Source organism: Mycobacterium sp. ACS4054 (assembly GCF_001667275.1).
In the GTDB taxonomy this organism is placed as follows: Bacteria; Actinomycetota; Actinomycetes; order Mycobacteriales; family Mycobacteriaceae; genus Mycobacterium.
The window spans coordinates 102,595-118,092 of record NZ_LZHV01000041.1; the positions used below are offsets into that span (position 1 = coordinate 102,595).

Consider the following 15,498-nt stretch of genomic DNA (forward strand, 5'->3'; position numbering starts at 1 on the left):
TCGCTGCGCCGCACGGCTATTTGCCCGTATGCCCGCGGGGCTAAATTGGCGTCATGCGCACTGCCCGCCCGCTAAGCGTGGTCGCGACGATCCTCGCGATCGCGTTAGGCGGGGGGCTGCTCGTCGCGCCCGCGGCCGGCGCGCAGCCCCCGTTCCGGCTGGCCGACTACGTCACCGACAACGCGGGCGTGCTCTCGGACTCCGGCCGCTCGGCGGTTACGTCGGCGGTCGGCAGGCTGTACACGGATCGGCACGTCCGGCTGTGGGTGGTCTACGTCGACACGTTCTCCGGCCAGGACCCGGTGAGCTGGGCACAGGCCACGATGCGCTCGAGCGATCTGGGCGACTACGACGCCCTGCTGGCCGTCGCCACCACCAGCCGGGCATACGCCTTCCTGGTGCCGACCACCGTCAAGAGCGTCAGCGCCCGCCAGGTCGATGACTTGCGGCGCAACAAGATCGAACCGGCCTTGCACAACGGCGACTGGAGCGGCGCCGCGGTTGCCGCGGCCAACGGGCTCAACAGGTCGCCGGGCTCGTCGGGCCGGGTGGTCCTGCTGGTGACGCTGGCGCTCATTGTCGGCGCGCTGGCGGCCCTGTTGTTGGTGATGCGCTATCGCCGCCGGCGGCGGCGCGCGGCCGCATTGGCCGCGGCCCGACGGGTCGACCCCACCGACTCCCAGGCGCTGGCCGCGGTGCCGCTGGAGGCCCTTGACGATCTGTCCCGCGCGCTGGTGGTGGACGTCGACAACGCCGTGCGAACCAGCTCGAACGAGCTCGACCTGGCCGTCGCCGAATTCGGCGAGGACCGAACCCAACCCTTCACCCAGGCCCTGGGCAACGCCAAAGCCGCTCTGTCCCAAGCGTTCACGGTGCGACAACAGCTGGACGACAGCACGCCCGAGACGCCCGGGCAGCGTCGCGAACTGCTCACCCGGGTGGTCGTGTCGGCGGCGCGCGCCGACCGCGAACTGGAATCGCAGACCGAGGCGTTCGAGAACCTGCGTGACCTGGTGATCAACGCCGGATCGCGGCTCGACGGGCTCACGCAGGCCTACATCGAGCTCACCACGCGCATCGGCCCGTCAGAACAGCGGCTGGCCGAGTTGCACGGCCAATTCGACGCGGCCGCACTGACTTCGGTGTCCGGCAATGTGACGGCCGCCAAGGAGCGGCTGGCGTTCGCCGACCGCAACATCGGCACCGCCCGGGAGTTGGCCGCCGAAGCCGTCGGCGGCCGCCAGGCCGGCTTGGTCGATGCGGTCCGCGCCGCCGAGTCCGCGCTGGGGCAGGCGCGCGCCTTGCTCGACTCGGTGGACAACGCGGCCACCGACATCCAGCACGCGATCGACCGCCTGCCGTCGGCCATGGCCGACATTCAGGCGGACATCCAGCGCGCGGGCGAGCTGCTGGCGAAGGGGCAGACCACCGCTCACACCGGCGATCTGCTGGCGGCGCGCGATGCGGCCGCCCGCGCCGTCGACGGGGCCCGCGCCGGGGCCGCCACCGACCCGCTCGGCGCGTTCGCCCAGCTGACCAAGGCCGATGCCGACCTCGGCGAGCTGCTGGTCACCCTGGCCCAGGAGCGGGCCAGTGCCGAGCAGCTGCAGCGGTCGATCGAGCAGGCGCTGTTCACCGCCGAGTCCCGGGTGCGGGCGGTCTCCGATTACATCGACACACGCCGGGGCAGCATCGGCCCCGAGGCTCGCACCCGGCTCGCCGAAGCCGACCGGCACCTGCACGCCGCGCGGGACAAGAGGGCGACCAACCCGACCGACGCGATCGCCCACGCCAACGCGGCGTCGACGCTGGCCGCCCAGGCGCAGACGCTGGCCAATGCCGATGTCCAATCGGCTCAGCGCGCCTACACCCGCGGCGGGAGCAGCGACATCGGCGCGATGCTGGGCGGCATCATCATCGGCAACGTGCTCAGCGGCGGGATGCGGGGTGGATTCGGCGGCTGGAGCCCGACGTCGTTCGGCGGCTCGTCCGGCGGCGGCTTGATGGGTGGCGGCGGGCGATTCTGAGCGCTCGCGGTCAGCCGGCGGCCGGTGAATGCGGTATTACGCCTCCGCTGCGCGGCATGTTGATGCGGGGTTCGGCCTCGCCTTCCCACCGCTTCCATTCGGTCCACTCGGTGAATTGACTGGCGTCCGCGACGACGGCGGGGGCTGTGGCGTCAACGGGGGCTTCGGCGGCGTCCTCGCTCACTTCCGGCTTCGGGGCCCAGTGGTCGTAGTCGTCCGGCGGCACGGCCACACCCCAATTGAGAGGAACCGACAGGCCACCGAGCATCCCCGACTCACCCCTAACCGCCGACACCGAGTCGTCGGGTAACGGCGGACTAAGAGGCAAAAGCATGTTGCCCCCTTCCACAGCCGAATCTTCGGATGCTGTGGCCGAACCAATTAACACCAAGCAGCCACATCGTAAGCCAAACTTCAGACAAATACCCCAAAAACGGGGATTTGCTTTTCGCAAAGCGGACGGCCACGACGCGGGCCGGAACTGCGACGAAACGGCCACGCCGACCGCGCGCGGGTCGGGCCGGCCCTACCCGCGCCTCCCCCGCGGCACCACCTTGGGCCGCGCCTGCACCACGTGCGGGTTCTCGCCGCCGCGGCGGCCCCTCGCATCGGTCTTGCCGTCCTCGGTCCCCCGCCCCTCCATCGCCATGGGCATCGCCGGTGCCGTACCGCTGCCGGACGCGGACGATCCCCCGGTGGCCCCCGTCGCGAAGGGGGTCGGCAGCTGGCCGCCGAGCGCCGGCACCGCCAGGCTCGTCAGCACCGCCGGCACCGGCATCGACCCCTGCCAGGTCGGCGGCACCGTGATCGCCCCCACGAACCGCGCGGTGCCCAACCCGGCCGTCGCCACGCCCAGCCCGCCCAGGGTCTGCAGGCTGTGGGCGCCGCCCGCCGTGGCCTGCGCGCCTCCCGAGGCGGCGACGGTGGTGACACCGGCCATCGCCGGTGCGGCCGCCGGCGCCACGCCGTGGGCCAGCACCATCATGGGCGACATCAGGGCGCTGGCCGGATACATCCCGATCTGCGCCACCGTGGTCATCGTCGTCACCGGCATCGATGTCAGCAGCGAGGTCACCGACGACAGCAAGGGCGAGAACACGCCCAGCACCGACTGCAGCTGCGAAATGAACGCGCCGCCGACGCCCCCCAGCAGCTGGGACACGATCTCCAGCGGCGCCGTTATCAACCCCGCCAAGCCGCTCAGACCGGCCGGCGGGACGCTGAACGCCGGCAGCGTCGTCGCCACCGTCTGCGCGCTGACGTGGTAGCCCACCATGGCGGCCACGTCCTGGGCCCACATCTCCATGTACTCGAGTTCGGTCATCGCGATGGCCGGGGTGTTTTGACCCAAGATGTTCGTCGCGATCAGGGTGAGCAACCGGATGCGGTTCTCCAGCACGGCCGGAGGGGGCACCGTCGCCAGGAACGCCGCCTCATACGACGACGCCGCCAGCCGCGCCTGTATGGCCGAGATCTCGGCCTGCCCCGCCGCCGAAATCAACCACTGCAGATAGGGCGTGGCCGCCGCCACCATCGCCATGGAGGACGGGCCCATCCACGGACCAGCGGCCAATGTTGTCACCACGGACTCGAAGGACGCGGCGGCGGCCGACAAATCCGCGCCCAGCGCGTCCCAGGCCGCGGCCGCCGTCAACAACGTGCTGGGGCCCGCGCCGCCATACATCAGCGCAGAGTTGATCTCGGGGGGAAATAACAGAAAAGCTGGAATCATCACATCCCCAACTCACCGACCGAGTCAACGGCTCCTACACCCACACGAACCGACACCCACCCCCGAGCGACTAGACACGTGAGCAACACATTCGTTTACCGAGCCTAAAGCCAATCGGCCGCCCAGCAACGGTTTTTTATCAAACGTTTAATACGTCGGCGTGGCGGATGCGCCGCCGCCCACGCCGATGGGCCGGACGGGGGCCCGGAATGCGCCAACCCGGTGGTCAGCAGCCCTTGAGCCGCGCGGCCAGGTAATCGGACACGGCGTTCATCGCCACCCGTTCCTGGGTCATGTCGTCGCGCCGGCGGACCGTGACGGCGTTGTCTTCCAGCGAATCGAAGTCCACGGTCACACAGAACGGCGTCCCCACCTCGTCCTGGCGCCGGTAGCGCCGGCCGATCGCGCCCGCGTCGTCGAAATCGATGTTCCACCACGTGCGCAATTCGGCGGCCAGGTCGCGGGCCTTCGGGCTCAGGTCGGCGTGCCGGGACAGCGGCAGCACCGCGGCCTTGACCGGCGCCAGCCGCGGGTCCAACCGGAGCAGCGTGCGCTTCTCCATCACGCCCTTGGCGTTGGGGGCCTGGTCCTCGGTGTAGGCGTCGATCAGAAACGCCATGAACGACCGGGTGAGGCCGGCCGCGGGTTCGATGACGTACGGGATGTAGCGCGTGTCGGTGACCTGGTCGTAGTACGACAGGTCGGCGCCGGAATGCTTTGCGTGCGTGGATAAGTCGAAGTCGGTTCGGTTGGCCACGCCTTCCAGCTCACCCCACGGGTTGCCGGCGAAGCCGAACTTGTACTCGATGTCGACGGTGCGGTCGGAGTAGTGCGAGAGCTTGTCCGCCGGGTGTTCGAAGAGCCGCAGATTCTGCGGATCGATACCGAGATCGACGTACCACTGGTGGCGGGTGTCGATCCAATATTGGTGCCATTCCTTCGCGGTCGACGGCTCCACGAAGAACTCCATCTCCATCTGCTCGAACTCGCGGGTCCGGAAAATGAAGTTGCCCGGCGTGATCTCGTTGCGAAAACTCTTGCCGATCTGGCCGATACCGAAGGGCGGCTTCTTGCGGGCCGTCGTCACCACGTTGGCAAAGTTGACGAAGATGCCCTGCGCGGTCTCCGGGCGCAGGTAATGCAGCCCCTCCTCGGTCTCGATCGGGCCGAGGTAGGTCTTGAGCATCATGTTGAACTCGCGCGGCTCCGTCCATTGGCCGGGCTCGCCGGTGTCCGGGTCGCGGATGTCGGCCAGCCCGTTGGGCGGCGGGTGCCCGTGCTTGGCCTCGTACGCCTCGATGAGGTGGTCGGCGCGGTAGCGCTTGTGGGTGATCAGCGACTCGACCAGGGGGTCGTGGAAGACCTCGACGTGGCCGGAGGCCACCCACACCTGGCGCGGCAGGATGATCGACGAATCGATCCCCACCACGTCGTCGCGGCCGGTGACCACCGCGCGCCACCACTGCCGCTTGATGTTCTCCTTGAGCTCCACTCCCAGCGGGCCGTAGTCCCACGCCGAGCGGGTGCCGCCGTAGATCTCGCCCGAGGGAAAGACGAAGCCGCGCCGTTTGGCCAGGTTGACTACGGTGTCGATGACGGACGCCACGGGGCGGTGCACTCCCTTTCCGGGTTTGGGCGGTTACGCGCGGGGAGCAGACCGCCGCGCACAGAGCAACAGTCATGGTAACGATCGGCGCCGCGGTCTTTGACATGCGTCATCATGCATGTGACAGTGGAAGTCGGTCGATCGCGTTTCCTCACCGCGGGCCGCCCCCGACTACCTGGCACTTTTCGAGGTGATGACTCTCTCCCATGGCGACGTCCCCCTGCCTCCCGATCGCGCCGACGAGCTGGGATCGGCCATGAGCGTGGTGGCCCACGAGCACGGCGACGCCGGTCCGGACGCCCTGGCCGACTACCCGGTCCCGCCGCCGCGGGAAATCCTGGCCGCCGCCGGCGAGCTGCTGCGCGCGCTGGCCGCGCCGGTGCGGATCGCCATCGTGCTGCAGCTGCGGGAATCGCACCGCTGCGTGCACGAGCTGGTCGACGCACTGGGCGTGCCGCAGCCGCTGGTCAGCCAGCATCTGAAGATCCTGAAGGCCGCCGGGGTGGTCGCCGGGGAGCGCTCGGGTCGCGAGGTGCTGTACCGGCTGGCCGATCACCACCTGGCGCACATTGTCGTGGACGCCGTCGCGCACGCCGGCGAGGACACCGCGTGACGGGCGCCAGCGTCCGGTCAACCCGCCAGCGGGCCGCGATTTCCACCTTGATGGACACCCTCGACGACTTCCGCTCGGCGCAAGAGTTGCACGACGAGTTGCGCCGCCGCGGCGAGAACATCGGGCTGACCACCGTCTACCGGACGCTGCAGTCGATGGCGGCGGCGGGAATGGTCGACACGCTGCGCACCGACACCGGGGAGTCGGTGTACCGCAGGTGCTCGGAGCACCATCATCACCACCTGGTCTGCCGCAGCTGCGGTTCCACCATCGAGGTCGGCGACCACGAGGTCGAGGCGTGGGCGGCGCAGGTCGCCGCCAAACACGGCTACTCCGACGTCAGCCACACCATCGAAATATTCGGCACGTGCTCACAGTGCGGGGCCTAGGCTGACCCGAGCCGAATCCGGCCCCGGAAAACGTTTCGAAAAAACTGTCCACCACGCGTGCGCCGCGTGCTCCTACCCATGAGTGGCCCCCGGGCCGAGACGACATCTCAAGGGAAGTGAGCACGCGATGCGCAAGGACACGGTGTCCCAACTGCGGCCGGTACGCGAGGTCGAGCCCCCGGCACTGCAGTTCCGGACGATCCACGGCTACCGCCGGGCCTTCCGGGTCGCGGGGTCCGGACCGGCGCTGCTGCTCATCCACGGCGTCGGCTGCAACTCCAAATCGTGGGAACCCGTGCACGCCAAGCTTGCCCAGCGGTTCACGGTCATCGCGCCGGACCTGCTGGGTCACGGCGAGTCCGACAAACCCCACGCCGACTACTCCTTGCCGGCCTTCGCCAACGGCATGCGCGACCTCCTCGCCGTGCTTGGGATCGACCGGGTCACCCTCGTCGGGCATTCGTTCGGTGGCGGGGTGGCCATGCAGTTCGCCTACCAGTACCCGGAGTTGGTCGAACGCATCGTGCTGGTGAGCGCCGGCGGCGTCTCGAAGGACGTGAGCCCGGCGTTGCGGTTGGCCGCGATGCCGCTGGGCGCCGAGACGCTGGGCGTGCTGCGCGCGCCGGGCGTGCTGCCCGCGGTGCGGCGCTTCGGCCGCGCCGTGCAGACCGTGCTGGGTTCCACCAGGTTCGGGCGCGACGCTGCCGACGTCGTTGAAATGCTCGAGGGTTTCACGGACCCCGCCGGGCTGGCCGCGTTCGCGCGCACCCTGCGGTCGGTAGTCGACGCGCGCGGTCAATACGTGACCATGCTGGACCGCAGCTATCTCATGCAAGACGTTCCGGTGCAGATCATTTGGGGCGAAGACGACGTGATCATCCCGGTGGAGCACGCCCGGACGGCCCACGCGGCGATCGCCGGTTCGCGGATGGAGATCTTCGAGGACTCCGGGCACATGCCGTTCCACGACCATCCGGATCGCTTCGTCGAGGTCGTCGAACGGTTCGTCGACTCGACCCGACCGGCCGACTACAACCTGGACCTGATGCACTCGCTGCTGCGCACCGGCGGTGGCGACGACGTTTCCCCCCGTACGGAAGTCGTCGGCCCGAGAAAGTCTGCGGTGTCCTAGAGCCCTAACCCGTCAGCGCGCCGCGGATACCGGCGCCGGAATCCAGCACCAACAGGATCAGGGTGCGCAGGGCGTCGTCGGTCAGGCCGGCACCGGGGAAGTTGTAGCGCAGGATCACGTCCGCGCTTTTGGCCGCGCCCTTGCCCGAATTGCGTTGCACGGCCTTGTCGTTGACTTTCTCGACGAGCGTGACGCTGCCGAAGTTGCTGTTGCGGGCCTGCTTGACGACCTGGTCGCTGATCTTCTTGGTCAGCGGCAGATCCCACGCCAAGACCTGGGTGAGCGACACCAGGTCGAGGTCTTCGGCGATGTTCACCACCCGCAGCGACGCGATGGTCCCGGCATGGCGCACCGTCAGGGCCCCGTCGGCTTCCTCGTCGACCGGTAGCACCTCGGCGAGCGCCGACGCCAGCCTCTCCTGCAGTGACGGCATAGGATCCTTCCCGTGAGGACCCGCCACGCTTCCGGTCCCCACTATGCGCTCCCGAATCTCCTGTTGCGCGAGGCGTATTCCTCGCAGGCGGCCCACAAGTCGCGGCGGTCGTAGTCCGGCCACAGCTTGTCCTGGAAGATGAACTCGGCGTAGGCGGCCTGCCACAGCATGAAATTGCTGGACCGCTGCTCCCCCGAGCTTCGCAGGAAGAGGTCCACGTCCGGGATGTCGGGCCGCTGCAGGTGCGCTGCCACCGTCGCCTCGGTGATGCGCTCCGGGTTCAGCCGGCCAGCGGCGGCCAAGCGTGCGATTTCTTTTGTGGCGTCGGCGATTTCGGCGCGACCGCCGTAGTTGACGCAGTAGTTGACGGTGATGACGTCGTTGTCCTTCGTCATCTCTTCCGCGATCGCCAACTCGTTGATCACGCTGCGCCACAGGCGTGGACGCGAGCCCACCCAGCGGATCTTCACCCCGATGGTCTTGAGGTTCACCCGGCGCATGCGCACCACGTCGCGGTTGAAGCCCATGAGGAAGCGGACTTCCTCGGGGGAACGCTTCCAGTTTTCGGTGGAGAAGGCGTAGAGGCTGAGCCACTTGATCCCGATTTCTATTGCGCCACAAACGATGTCAATGACGACCGCCTCGCCCGCCTTATGGCCGTCGGTACGGGTCAGTCCACGTTGGGTGGCCCAGCGGCCGTTGCCGTCCATCACGATCGCCACATGATTGGGCAATCGATCCGCCGGGATCCGGGGTGCGGTCGCCTTCGAGGTGTGCTGTGGTGGCCGGCTCGGGCCGCCGCCTTCAGACGGCGGCAACTCGGGGAACACCACCGGCCAAGTCGACCGTTCGGGGAAGACCGGATAATCGTCGGGCGCCGGGGGCAGCTGCGGGAAGTCGGTCGACTTGAGCTTGTGCTCAGCTTTAGCCACAGTCCAACTGCTCCATCACCGCAGCGCGCCGTTCGGCGACGGCGCGGTCGACGTGATAGGTCCGTTCCACCAGCGGCAGCGTTTTGAGCTGCCGCTCCAGATGCCATTGCAGGTGCGCGGCGACCAAGCCGCTGACGTAGCTGCGGTGCGATTGCGGAGTCTGCTCGGCGAAGTCCCAATCGCCGTCGTGCAACGCGGACATCAGATCCAGCACGCCCGGCGGCGGTGTCGTCGAACCGGCCGGACGGCAGTGGGCGCAGACGCTGCCCCCGGCGCCGACATGAAACGCCCGATGCGGCCCCGGGGTGGCGCACCGGGCGCACTCGGTCAGCGCCGGCGCCCAGCCGGCGATGCCCATGGCGCGCAGCAGGTAGGCGTCCAACAGCAGGTCCCGGGACCGCCGGCCGTCGGCCACCGCCCGCAACGCGCTCACCGTGAGCCGGTGCAGGGCCGGGGCGGGGGCCCGTTCCTCCCCCGCGAGGCGTTCGGCGGTTTCCAGCATCGCGCACCCGCAGGTATAGCGGCCGTAGTCGCGGACGATGTCGGTGGCGAACGCGTCGATCGAGACCACCTGGGTGACGATGTCGAGATTGCGGCCGGGATGCAGTTGCGCGTCGATGTGCGCGAACGGCTCCAGCCGCGCGCCGAATTTGCTGCGGGTGCGACGCACGCCCTTGGCCACCGCCCGAACCAGCCCGTGATCGCGGGTCAACAGGGTGACGATCCGGTCGGCCTCGCCGAGCTTGTGCTGGCGCAACACCACAGCCCGGTCTCGATACAGCCGCATCACCATAGTTTTGCACCCCGCCGCGACAATGCTGGTATCCGCGCCGATTAGTCTCGTACCCCGTGATTGGCGCTCCCGAGTCAGGTCCTGGGTCCGTTTTCGGGCCCGGTGGCCAGCGCCTGCCCACACTGACTGACCTGCTTTATCAGCTGGCCAACCGGTCCGTGACTTCCGTCACACTGGTGCGCCGGTCCCTGCACGCCATCCACGCGAGCCAGCCGACGTTGAACGCCTTCCGCGTGGTGCTCACCGAGTCGGCGCGGGCCGACGCGGCGGCGGCCGACCGGCGGCGGGCGGCCGGCGACACCGCGCCACTGCTCGGCATCCCGATCGCGGTCAAGGACGACGTCGACGTTGCTGGCGTGCCGACCGCATTCGGCACCGAGGGATATGTCGCGCCCGCCGCCCACGACGCCGAGGTGGTTCGCCGCCTCAAGGCCGCGGGCGCGGTGATCGTCGGCAAGACCAACACCTGTGAACTGGGTCAGTGGCCGTTCACCAGCGGACCCGGTTTCGGGCATACCCGCAATCCCTGGTCGCGCCGGCACAGCCCGGGCGGCTCCTCGGGGGGCAGCGCGGCGGCCGTGGCCGCGGGTCTGGTCACCGCGGCGATCGGGTCCGACGGCGCCGGCAGCGTCCGCATCCCCGCCGCGTGGACGCACCTGGTGGGGATCAAGCCGCAGCGCGGCCGCATCTCGACCTGGCCCCTGCCCGAGGCGTTCAACGGCATCACGGTCAACGGCGTGCTGGCCCGCACGGTCGCCGACGCGGCGTTGGTGCTCGACGCGGCGTCCGGCAACGTCGAGGGCGACCGCCACAAACCGCCCCCGATCACCGCGTCCGACTACGTCGGCATCGCCCCGGGCCCGTTGAACATCGCGCTGTCCACCCGGTTCCCGTACACCGGCTTCCGCCCCAAGCTGCATCCCGAGATCCTGGCCGCCACCCGGGCGGTGGCCAAACAGCTCGAGTTGCTCGGCCACACCGTGGTGCCCGGCAATCCCGACTACGGCCTGCGGCTGTCGTGGGACTTCCTGGCCCGGTCCACCGCCGGCCTGCGGGATTGGGAGGAACGGCTGGGCGACGGGGTGATCTGGGACCCCCGCACGCTGGCCAACCTGCGCACGGGCCACGTGCTGGGTCAGGCGATCCTGCGCACCGCGCGCCGGCACGAGGCCGCCGTCCAGCGCCGCGTGGGTTCCATCTTCGACATCGTCGACGTCGTTCTCGCCCCGACCACCGCGCAGCCGCCGCCGCCGGCGCGCGCGTTCGACCGGTTGAGCAGCTTTGGCACCGATCGGGCGATGATCGCCGCGTGCCCCCTGACGTTCCCGTGGAACGTGCTCGGCTGGCCGTCGATCAACGTGCCGGCCGGCTTCACTTCCGAGGGATTGCCGATCGGCGTGCAGTTGATGGGTCCGGCCAACAGCGAGGGCATGCTGATCTCGCTCGCGGCCGAACTGGAGGCGGTGTGCGGGTGGTCGACCAAGCAGCCGACGATGTGGTGGAACACCGAAACGGGCGCGCCGCCGGTGGCCGGCACACCGCCGTCGCGGCGGTGAAATCACCGCTCGGTTGACTTCGGTTGCGCGACTTGTCGATGCGGGGGTGCGCGCCCACGGGTTGCTCGAGGTCGGCGAGGCCTCGCATAGCCGGTGGCGACGCGGGTGCCTGCGCAGGTCCACCTGAATCGGCTGCACCGCGCAGCTTCCACCGGGAGAGTTTGTCCGGAACGTCGTTGACGGTATCGTCCTCCGCGGCCACCACCGGGTTACCCGCTCGCGGGCGGTGGAAACCTTCGCGTCGGCAATTCAAAAGCCAAGCCGACCAAGCTGTTTGGGGTCGCTCTGCCAGTTCTTTGCGACCTTGACGCGCAGGTCGAGGTACACCTTGGTGCCGAGCAGCTTCTCGATCTGGCCGCGCGCCGCGGTGCCCACCTGCCGCAGCCGCGCGCCGCCCTTGCCGATGACGATCCCCTTCTGGCTGTCGCGCTCGACGTAAAGCAATGCGTGCACGTCGATCAGGTCGTCGCGGTCCTCGCGCGGGTTGACCTCGTCGATCACCACCGCCAACGAATGGGGCAATTCGTCGCGGACGCCCTCCAGGGCGGCCTCGCGGATGAGCTCCGCCATCAGCACTTCCTCGGGTTCGTCGGTCAGCTCGCCGTCGGGGTAGTACGCCGGGCCGGGGGGCAGCGGCGCGGCGAGGACGCCGATCAGCACGTCCACCTGCGCCCCGGTGGCCGCGGACACCGGGACGATCTCGGCGTCGCCGCCGAGCAGTTCACTGACCGCGACCAGTTGCGCGGCCACCCGGTCCTTGGGCACCTTGTCGATCTTGGTGACGATACCCACGACCGTCGTTTTCGGTGCGGTCGAACGGATTTGGTCGACGATCCACCGGTCACCGGGCCCGATCGCCTCGTCGGCCGGAATGCACAGCCCGATGACGTCGACCTCGGTGTAGGTGTCGCGCACCAGGTCGTTGAGCCGCTTGCCCAACAGGGTGCGCGGCCGGTGCAGGCCCGGCGTGTCGACCAAGATGATCTGAAAGTCCTCCCGGTGCACGATGCCGCGAATGGTGTGACGGGTGGTCTGCGGGCGCTTCGAGGTGATCGCCACCTTGGCGCCGACGAGCGCGTTGGTCAGCGTCGACTTGCCGGTGTTCGGCCGGCCCACCAAACACACGAAGCCGGAACGGAATTCGCTTTCCTGCGTCATTGCGCCTTGCCGTCGGAACCGTTGGACTCGGGCTCGGCCGGACTCAACAGGACGGTGCCGATCCGTACTCGGCCCCGATGGTCGGCCCCGCCTTCGGCCTGCAGCCGCAACCCGTGCGAGACCACCTCCGCCCCGGGCAGCGGGACCCGGCCGAGTTCCAGCGCGAGCAGGCCACCGACGGTATCGACGTCGAGGTCGTCGTCGAATTCCACGTCGTACAGCTCGCCGAGGTCTTCGATGGGCAACCGCGCCGACACGCGGAACCGCTTGTCGCCCAGGTCTTCTACTGGCGCGGTCTCCGCCTCGTCGTACTCGTCGGCGATCTCGCCGACGATCTCCTCCAGCACGTCTTCGATGCTGACCAACCCGGCGATCGCCCCGTACTCGTCGACGAGGAGGGCCATGTGGTTGCGGTCGCGCTGCATCTCGCGCAGCAGCGTGTCCAGCGGCTTGGAGTCCGGCACGAACACCGCCGGGCGCATCACCTGCGCCACGGTGATGCCCCGCCCCCGGTCGCCCGACAGGAAGCTCTGCTGCACAAGGTCTTTCAGGTACACCACGCCGACGATGTCGTCGACGTTCTCCCCGATCACCGGGATGCGGGAGTGCCCGCTGCGCACCGCGAGGTTCAAAGCCTGGCTGGCGAGCTTGTCGCTTTCGATCCAGATCATCTCGGTGCGCGGCACCATCACCTCGCGGGCCGGGGTGTCGCCGAGCTCGAAAACGGACTCGATCATCCGGCGTTCGTCGGCGGCGACCACGCCGCGCTGCTGGGCGAGGTCGACCACCTCGCGCAGCTCGATCTCGGACGCGAACGGGCCGTTGCGCAGACCGCGACCGGGCGTCAGCGCATTACCCAGGACCACCAGCAACCGGCTGAGCGGCATCAACAACCACGAGATCAGCCGCAGCGGAACGGCCGTCGTCAACGAGATGGAATAGGCGTGCTGGCGGCCGAGGGTGCGCGGGCCGACCCCGATGACGACGAAGCTGACCACCACCATGATCGCCGCGGCGCCGAACAACCCCCACGTCAGGCCGAAATTGTCGTACAGGAACAGCACCAGCAGCACGGTCGCCGTGATTTCGCAGGTGATCCGCAGCAGCACAACGAGGTTGATGTAGCGCGGCCGCTCGGCCATCACGTCGGAGAGCGAGACGGCGCCGGGCCGCTCCTCGCGCACCAGCTCCTGCACCCGGGCCAGCGACACCGTGCTGATGGCGGCGTCGATCGCCGCGAACAGCCCGCCGAGGGCGATCAGCGCCATCGCGCCGAGCAGCCACGAGAGGCCGGTCAATTGCCGGAAGACCTTGACGTGACGACGGGCTCCTCTTCTTCGTCGTCGTCGCTGCGTTTCCGGTTGAGCGCCCAGGCGCCGAGGCCCACCACGACTCCGAGAGCCCCGAAGCCCAACGCCGAGGGCCACCAGCTCGGGGCCGGCTGGGTGGGTTCCTCGTGCGGGCGGACGGCCAGCACCACCAGGAAGCTGCCGTCGTCGGTCGGACCGGCGTGGGGCAGCGACTGGGTCATGGTCACCCGGATCTGGGAGTTCCCGCTGGCCGAGTCGTTGACCTGGCCCCAGGCCATCGTGGTGTCGTCGAGCAGGAAGACGTCCTGGCCGCCGCCGGGCTGGCTCTCGTCGCGGCCAACCACCGCCACGTGACCGACCTCCACCGTCTGGTTGACGGCGGGGATGCCGACCAAGACGTTCGGGTACACCTTCGGTGGCTCCGGCGGCTTGTAGTCCGGCGGCGGGGGCCCGTTGAAGCCCTCCGGCGGCACCGAACCCCCGCCGTAGAAGCTGCCCGCGGCCACCCAGCTGTCGCCGACCGCGGTGAAGGGGACGACCCCGACGGTGGCCGCATCGAGCACGATCCGGCCGCCGGCCGGCACGTAGGCCTCCCGGTCGGCGCCGTTGTAGGAGTAGCGGAACGTCATGCCCTGATTCAGCGGGTTGAAGATGGCCGGGCGGCGATAGGCGTCGTCGTAGTCGACGTAGTCCCAGTGCCGCGGCCGGACCAGCCGCTGATTGTCGACCTTGAGGACGTCGACGTTCTCCCGGTGGACGCTGACGACGTTCTGCACCCGCTCGTTGAAGTCGACTTGCTTCGGCGGCTTGGGGGGGTCGGCGGGATTGACCCGCGTCGGCGGGGCGGCCTTGGCCGCGGCGACCGCCTGCGGCGGAACGTCGAGCCCCCGTGGCGGCGCCACCACCGCGACGTTTCTCGGCGCGTCGGGACCCGCCGGGCTGATCGTCGGAACGGCGTTGCCGGGCGGCAGGTTTGGTGGAACCAGCGGCCGGGCCGGCACCGGGACCGGGTTCGGCGGTTCGTACGACGGGATCGCCGGGATCTGCACCGGCACTTCGCTTGGGCTGGGTTCAGCGCGGCGGGGCGGCGCGGCCTGCGAGCACACGTTGGAGGTGTGGTACTGCGCCACCAGGTACTGGCACCACTGGCAACTGGTGGGGTTCGACCCGGGGCCGGCGCACGGGGCCGCCTGCGCCACCCCGATCGTGGTGGCTACCGCCGAAAACGGGGCGAGGGCAATGACGGCCGCGGCCGCGATCCCAAATGCGTTGCCTAGCCTCAATTGTCGAAATACCTCGACTTGTCCAGCAACCGGCGATCCCGTTCCTGCTGGCGATCCTGATGGTAGGCCTCGACCTGCTCGGCGACCCATTCCTCGAGCAATCGGCCTTGGAGCGCGAACATCTCCTTTTCCTCGTCCGGCTCGCCGTGGTCGTAGCCCAGCAGATGCAGCACGCCGTGGATGGTCAACAGCGCCAACTCGTGGCCCAGGCTGTGGCCCGCCGCGTCGGCCTGGCCGGCGGCGAATTCCGGGCACAGCACGATGTCGCCCAGCATCGACGGCCCCGGCTCCGGCGCGTCGGGCCGCCCCCCCGGCTCGAGCTCGTCCATCGGGAAGCTCATCACGTCCGTCGGACCGGGCAGGTCCATCCAGCGCATGTGCAGGTCGGCCATCGCGGCGGTGTCCAGCAGCACCATTGACAGTTCGGCCGCCGGGTTCACGTCCATCTTGGCGATGACAAACCTTGCGACGCTGATCAATTCGGTTTCGGACACGTCGATGCCCGACTCGTTGGATACCTCGATGCTCATAAGA

General features: G+C 69.2%; 15 protein-coding genes. 5 read left to right on the forward strand and 10 right to left on the reverse strand.

The genetic code is table 11. The annotated features are described in order from the left end of the window. The first annotated feature begins 53 nt into the window (after nt 1-53). Complete coding sequence (locus tag A5730_RS09415; RefSeq protein ID WP_067898703.1) at nt 54-2,027, forward strand: TPM domain-containing protein; 1,974 nt, start codon at nt 54-56, stop codon at nt 2,025-2,027. Nucleotides 2,028-2,037: 10 nt separating this feature from the next. Here A5730_RS09415 and A5730_RS09420 read toward each other — a convergent pair whose 3' ends face one another. From A5730_RS09420 to A5730_RS09430, 3 genes are all read right to left on the reverse strand, one after another. Then, complete coding sequence (locus A5730_RS09420; protein ID WP_067898706.1) at nt 2,038-2,295, reverse strand: hypothetical protein; 258 nt, start codon at nt 2,293-2,295, stop codon at nt 2,038-2,040. A gap of 258 nt (nt 2,296-2,553) precedes the next feature. Then, nucleotides 2,554-3,759 carry a PPE family protein gene (locus A5730_RS09425; RefSeq protein WP_067898709.1) on the reverse strand — a complete coding sequence of 402 codons (1,206 nt, stop codon included), beginning with the start codon at nt 3,757-3,759 and terminating at the stop codon, nt 2,554-2,556. Nucleotides 3,760-3,985: 226 nt separating this feature from the next. Then, nucleotides 3,986-5,377 carry a glycine--tRNA ligase gene (locus tag A5730_RS09430; protein ID WP_067898712.1) on the reverse strand — a complete coding sequence of 464 codons (1,392 nt, stop codon included), beginning with the start codon at nt 5,375-5,377 and terminating at the stop codon, nt 3,986-3,988. A 244-nt stretch (nt 5,378-5,621) separates the two neighbouring features. Here A5730_RS09430 and A5730_RS09435 point away from each other — a divergent pair, with 244 nt between their 5' ends. From A5730_RS09435 to A5730_RS09445, 3 genes are all read left to right on the forward strand, one after another. Beyond that, a complete protein-coding gene (locus A5730_RS09435; RefSeq protein WP_231994666.1) occupies nt 5,622-5,978 on the forward strand; it encodes a metalloregulator ArsR/SmtB family transcription factor in 357 nt (118 codons plus the stop codon). Then, on the forward strand, nt 5,975-6,367 hold the full coding sequence (locus A5730_RS09440) for a Fur family transcriptional regulator (RefSeq protein WP_067817679.1): 393 nt from the start codon (nt 5,975-5,977) through the stop codon (nt 6,365-6,367). The genes A5730_RS09435 and A5730_RS09440 overlap by 4 nt, the downstream gene beginning before the upstream one ends. Nucleotides 6,368-6,494: 127 nt before the next feature. Then, the gene (locus tag A5730_RS09445) at nt 6,495-7,499 is read left to right on the forward strand and encodes an alpha/beta fold hydrolase (protein WP_067898718.1); all 1,005 of its coding nucleotides are present in this window, start codon (nt 6,495-6,497) and stop codon (nt 7,497-7,499) included. A 4-nt stretch (nt 7,500-7,503) separates the two neighbouring features. Here A5730_RS09445 and A5730_RS09450 read toward each other — a convergent pair whose 3' ends face one another. The 3 genes from A5730_RS09450 to recO are packed head-to-tail and all read right to left on the reverse strand — an operon-like array spanning nt 7,504 to nt 9,651. Next, entirely contained in the window at nt 7,504-7,932 is a 429-nt protein-coding gene (locus A5730_RS09450) for a hypothetical protein (protein ID WP_067898721.1), read from the reverse strand. 41 nt (nt 7,933-7,973) lie between these two features. Beyond that, nucleotides 7,974-8,864 carry a decaprenyl diphosphate synthase gene (locus tag A5730_RS09455; protein ID WP_067898724.1) on the reverse strand — a complete coding sequence of 297 codons (891 nt, stop codon included), beginning with the start codon at nt 8,862-8,864 and terminating at the stop codon, nt 7,974-7,976. Then, nucleotides 8,857-9,651, reverse strand: coding sequence for a DNA repair protein RecO (gene recO, locus A5730_RS09460; protein ID WP_067817839.1), 795 nt, complete (start codon nt 9,649-9,651; stop codon nt 8,857-8,859). Before recO ends, A5730_RS09455 begins: the two co-directional genes overlap by 8 nt. Nucleotides 9,652-9,713: 62 nt before the next feature. On the opposite strand from recO, the gene A5730_RS09465 reads away from it, so the two are divergent. Beyond that, complete coding sequence (locus A5730_RS09465; RefSeq protein ID WP_067898728.1) at nt 9,714-11,213, forward strand: amidase; 1,500 nt, start codon at nt 9,714-9,716, stop codon at nt 11,211-11,213. A gap of 249 nt (nt 11,214-11,462) precedes the next feature. Here A5730_RS09465 and era read toward each other — a convergent pair whose 3' ends face one another. Genes era through ybeY form a run of 4 tightly spaced genes read right to left on the reverse strand, consistent with a single transcriptional unit; the run spans nt 11,463 to nt 15,494 of the window. Continuing rightward, the gene (gene era, locus A5730_RS09470) at nt 11,463-12,371 is read right to left on the reverse strand and encodes a GTPase Era (protein WP_067898730.1); all 909 of its coding nucleotides are present in this window, start codon (nt 12,369-12,371) and stop codon (nt 11,463-11,465) included. Continuing rightward, nucleotides 12,368-13,669 carry a hemolysin family protein gene (locus A5730_RS09475; protein ID WP_067898732.1) on the reverse strand — a complete coding sequence of 434 codons (1,302 nt, stop codon included), beginning with the start codon at nt 13,667-13,669 and terminating at the stop codon, nt 12,368-12,370. The genes era and A5730_RS09475 overlap by 4 nt, the downstream gene beginning before the upstream one ends. Further along, entirely contained in the window at nt 13,666-14,964 is a 1,299-nt protein-coding gene (locus tag A5730_RS09480) for a hypothetical protein (RefSeq protein ID WP_067898735.1), read from the reverse strand. The genes A5730_RS09475 and A5730_RS09480 overlap by 4 nt, the downstream gene beginning before the upstream one ends. Next, on the reverse strand, nt 14,961-15,494 hold the full coding sequence (ybeY, locus tag A5730_RS09485; protein ID WP_055400794.1) for an rRNA maturation RNase YbeY: 534 nt from the start codon (nt 15,492-15,494) through the stop codon (nt 14,961-14,963). Before ybeY ends, A5730_RS09480 begins: the two co-directional genes overlap by 4 nt. Nucleotides 15,495-15,498 lie beyond the last annotated feature (4 nt).

Coding starts and splice junctions, on each gene's coding strand:
- ybeY (WP_055400794.1), bottom strand. CDS start 15,494: ATGAGCATCGAGGTATCCAACGAGTCGGGCATCGACGTGTCCGAAACC.
- A5730_RS09435 (WP_231994666.1), top strand. CDS start 5,622: ATGAGCGTGGTGGCCCACGAGCACGGCGACGCCGGTCCGGACGCCCTG.
- A5730_RS09450 (WP_067898721.1), bottom strand. CDS start 7,932: ATGCCGTCACTGCAGGAGAGGCTGGCGTCGGCGCTCGCCGAGGTGCTA.
- era (WP_067898730.1), bottom strand. CDS start 12,371: ATGACGCAGGAAAGCGAATTCCGTTCCGGCTTCGTGTGTTTGGTGGGC.
- A5730_RS09445 (WP_067898718.1), top strand. CDS start 6,495: ATGCGCAAGGACACGGTGTCCCAACTGCGGCCGGTACGCGAGGTCGAG.
- A5730_RS09425 (WP_067898709.1), bottom strand. CDS start 3,759: ATGATTCCAGCTTTTCTGTTATTTCCCCCCGAGATCAACTCTGCGCTG.
- A5730_RS09420 (WP_067898706.1), bottom strand. CDS start 2,295: ATGCTCGGTGGCCTGTCGGTTCCTCTCAATTGGGGTGTGGCCGTGCCG.
- A5730_RS09415 (WP_067898703.1), top strand. CDS start 54: ATGCGCACTGCCCGCCCGCTAAGCGTGGTCGCGACGATCCTCGCGATC.
- recO (WP_067817839.1), bottom strand. CDS start 9,651: ATGCGGCTGTATCGAGACCGGGCTGTGGTGTTGCGCCAGCACAAGCTC.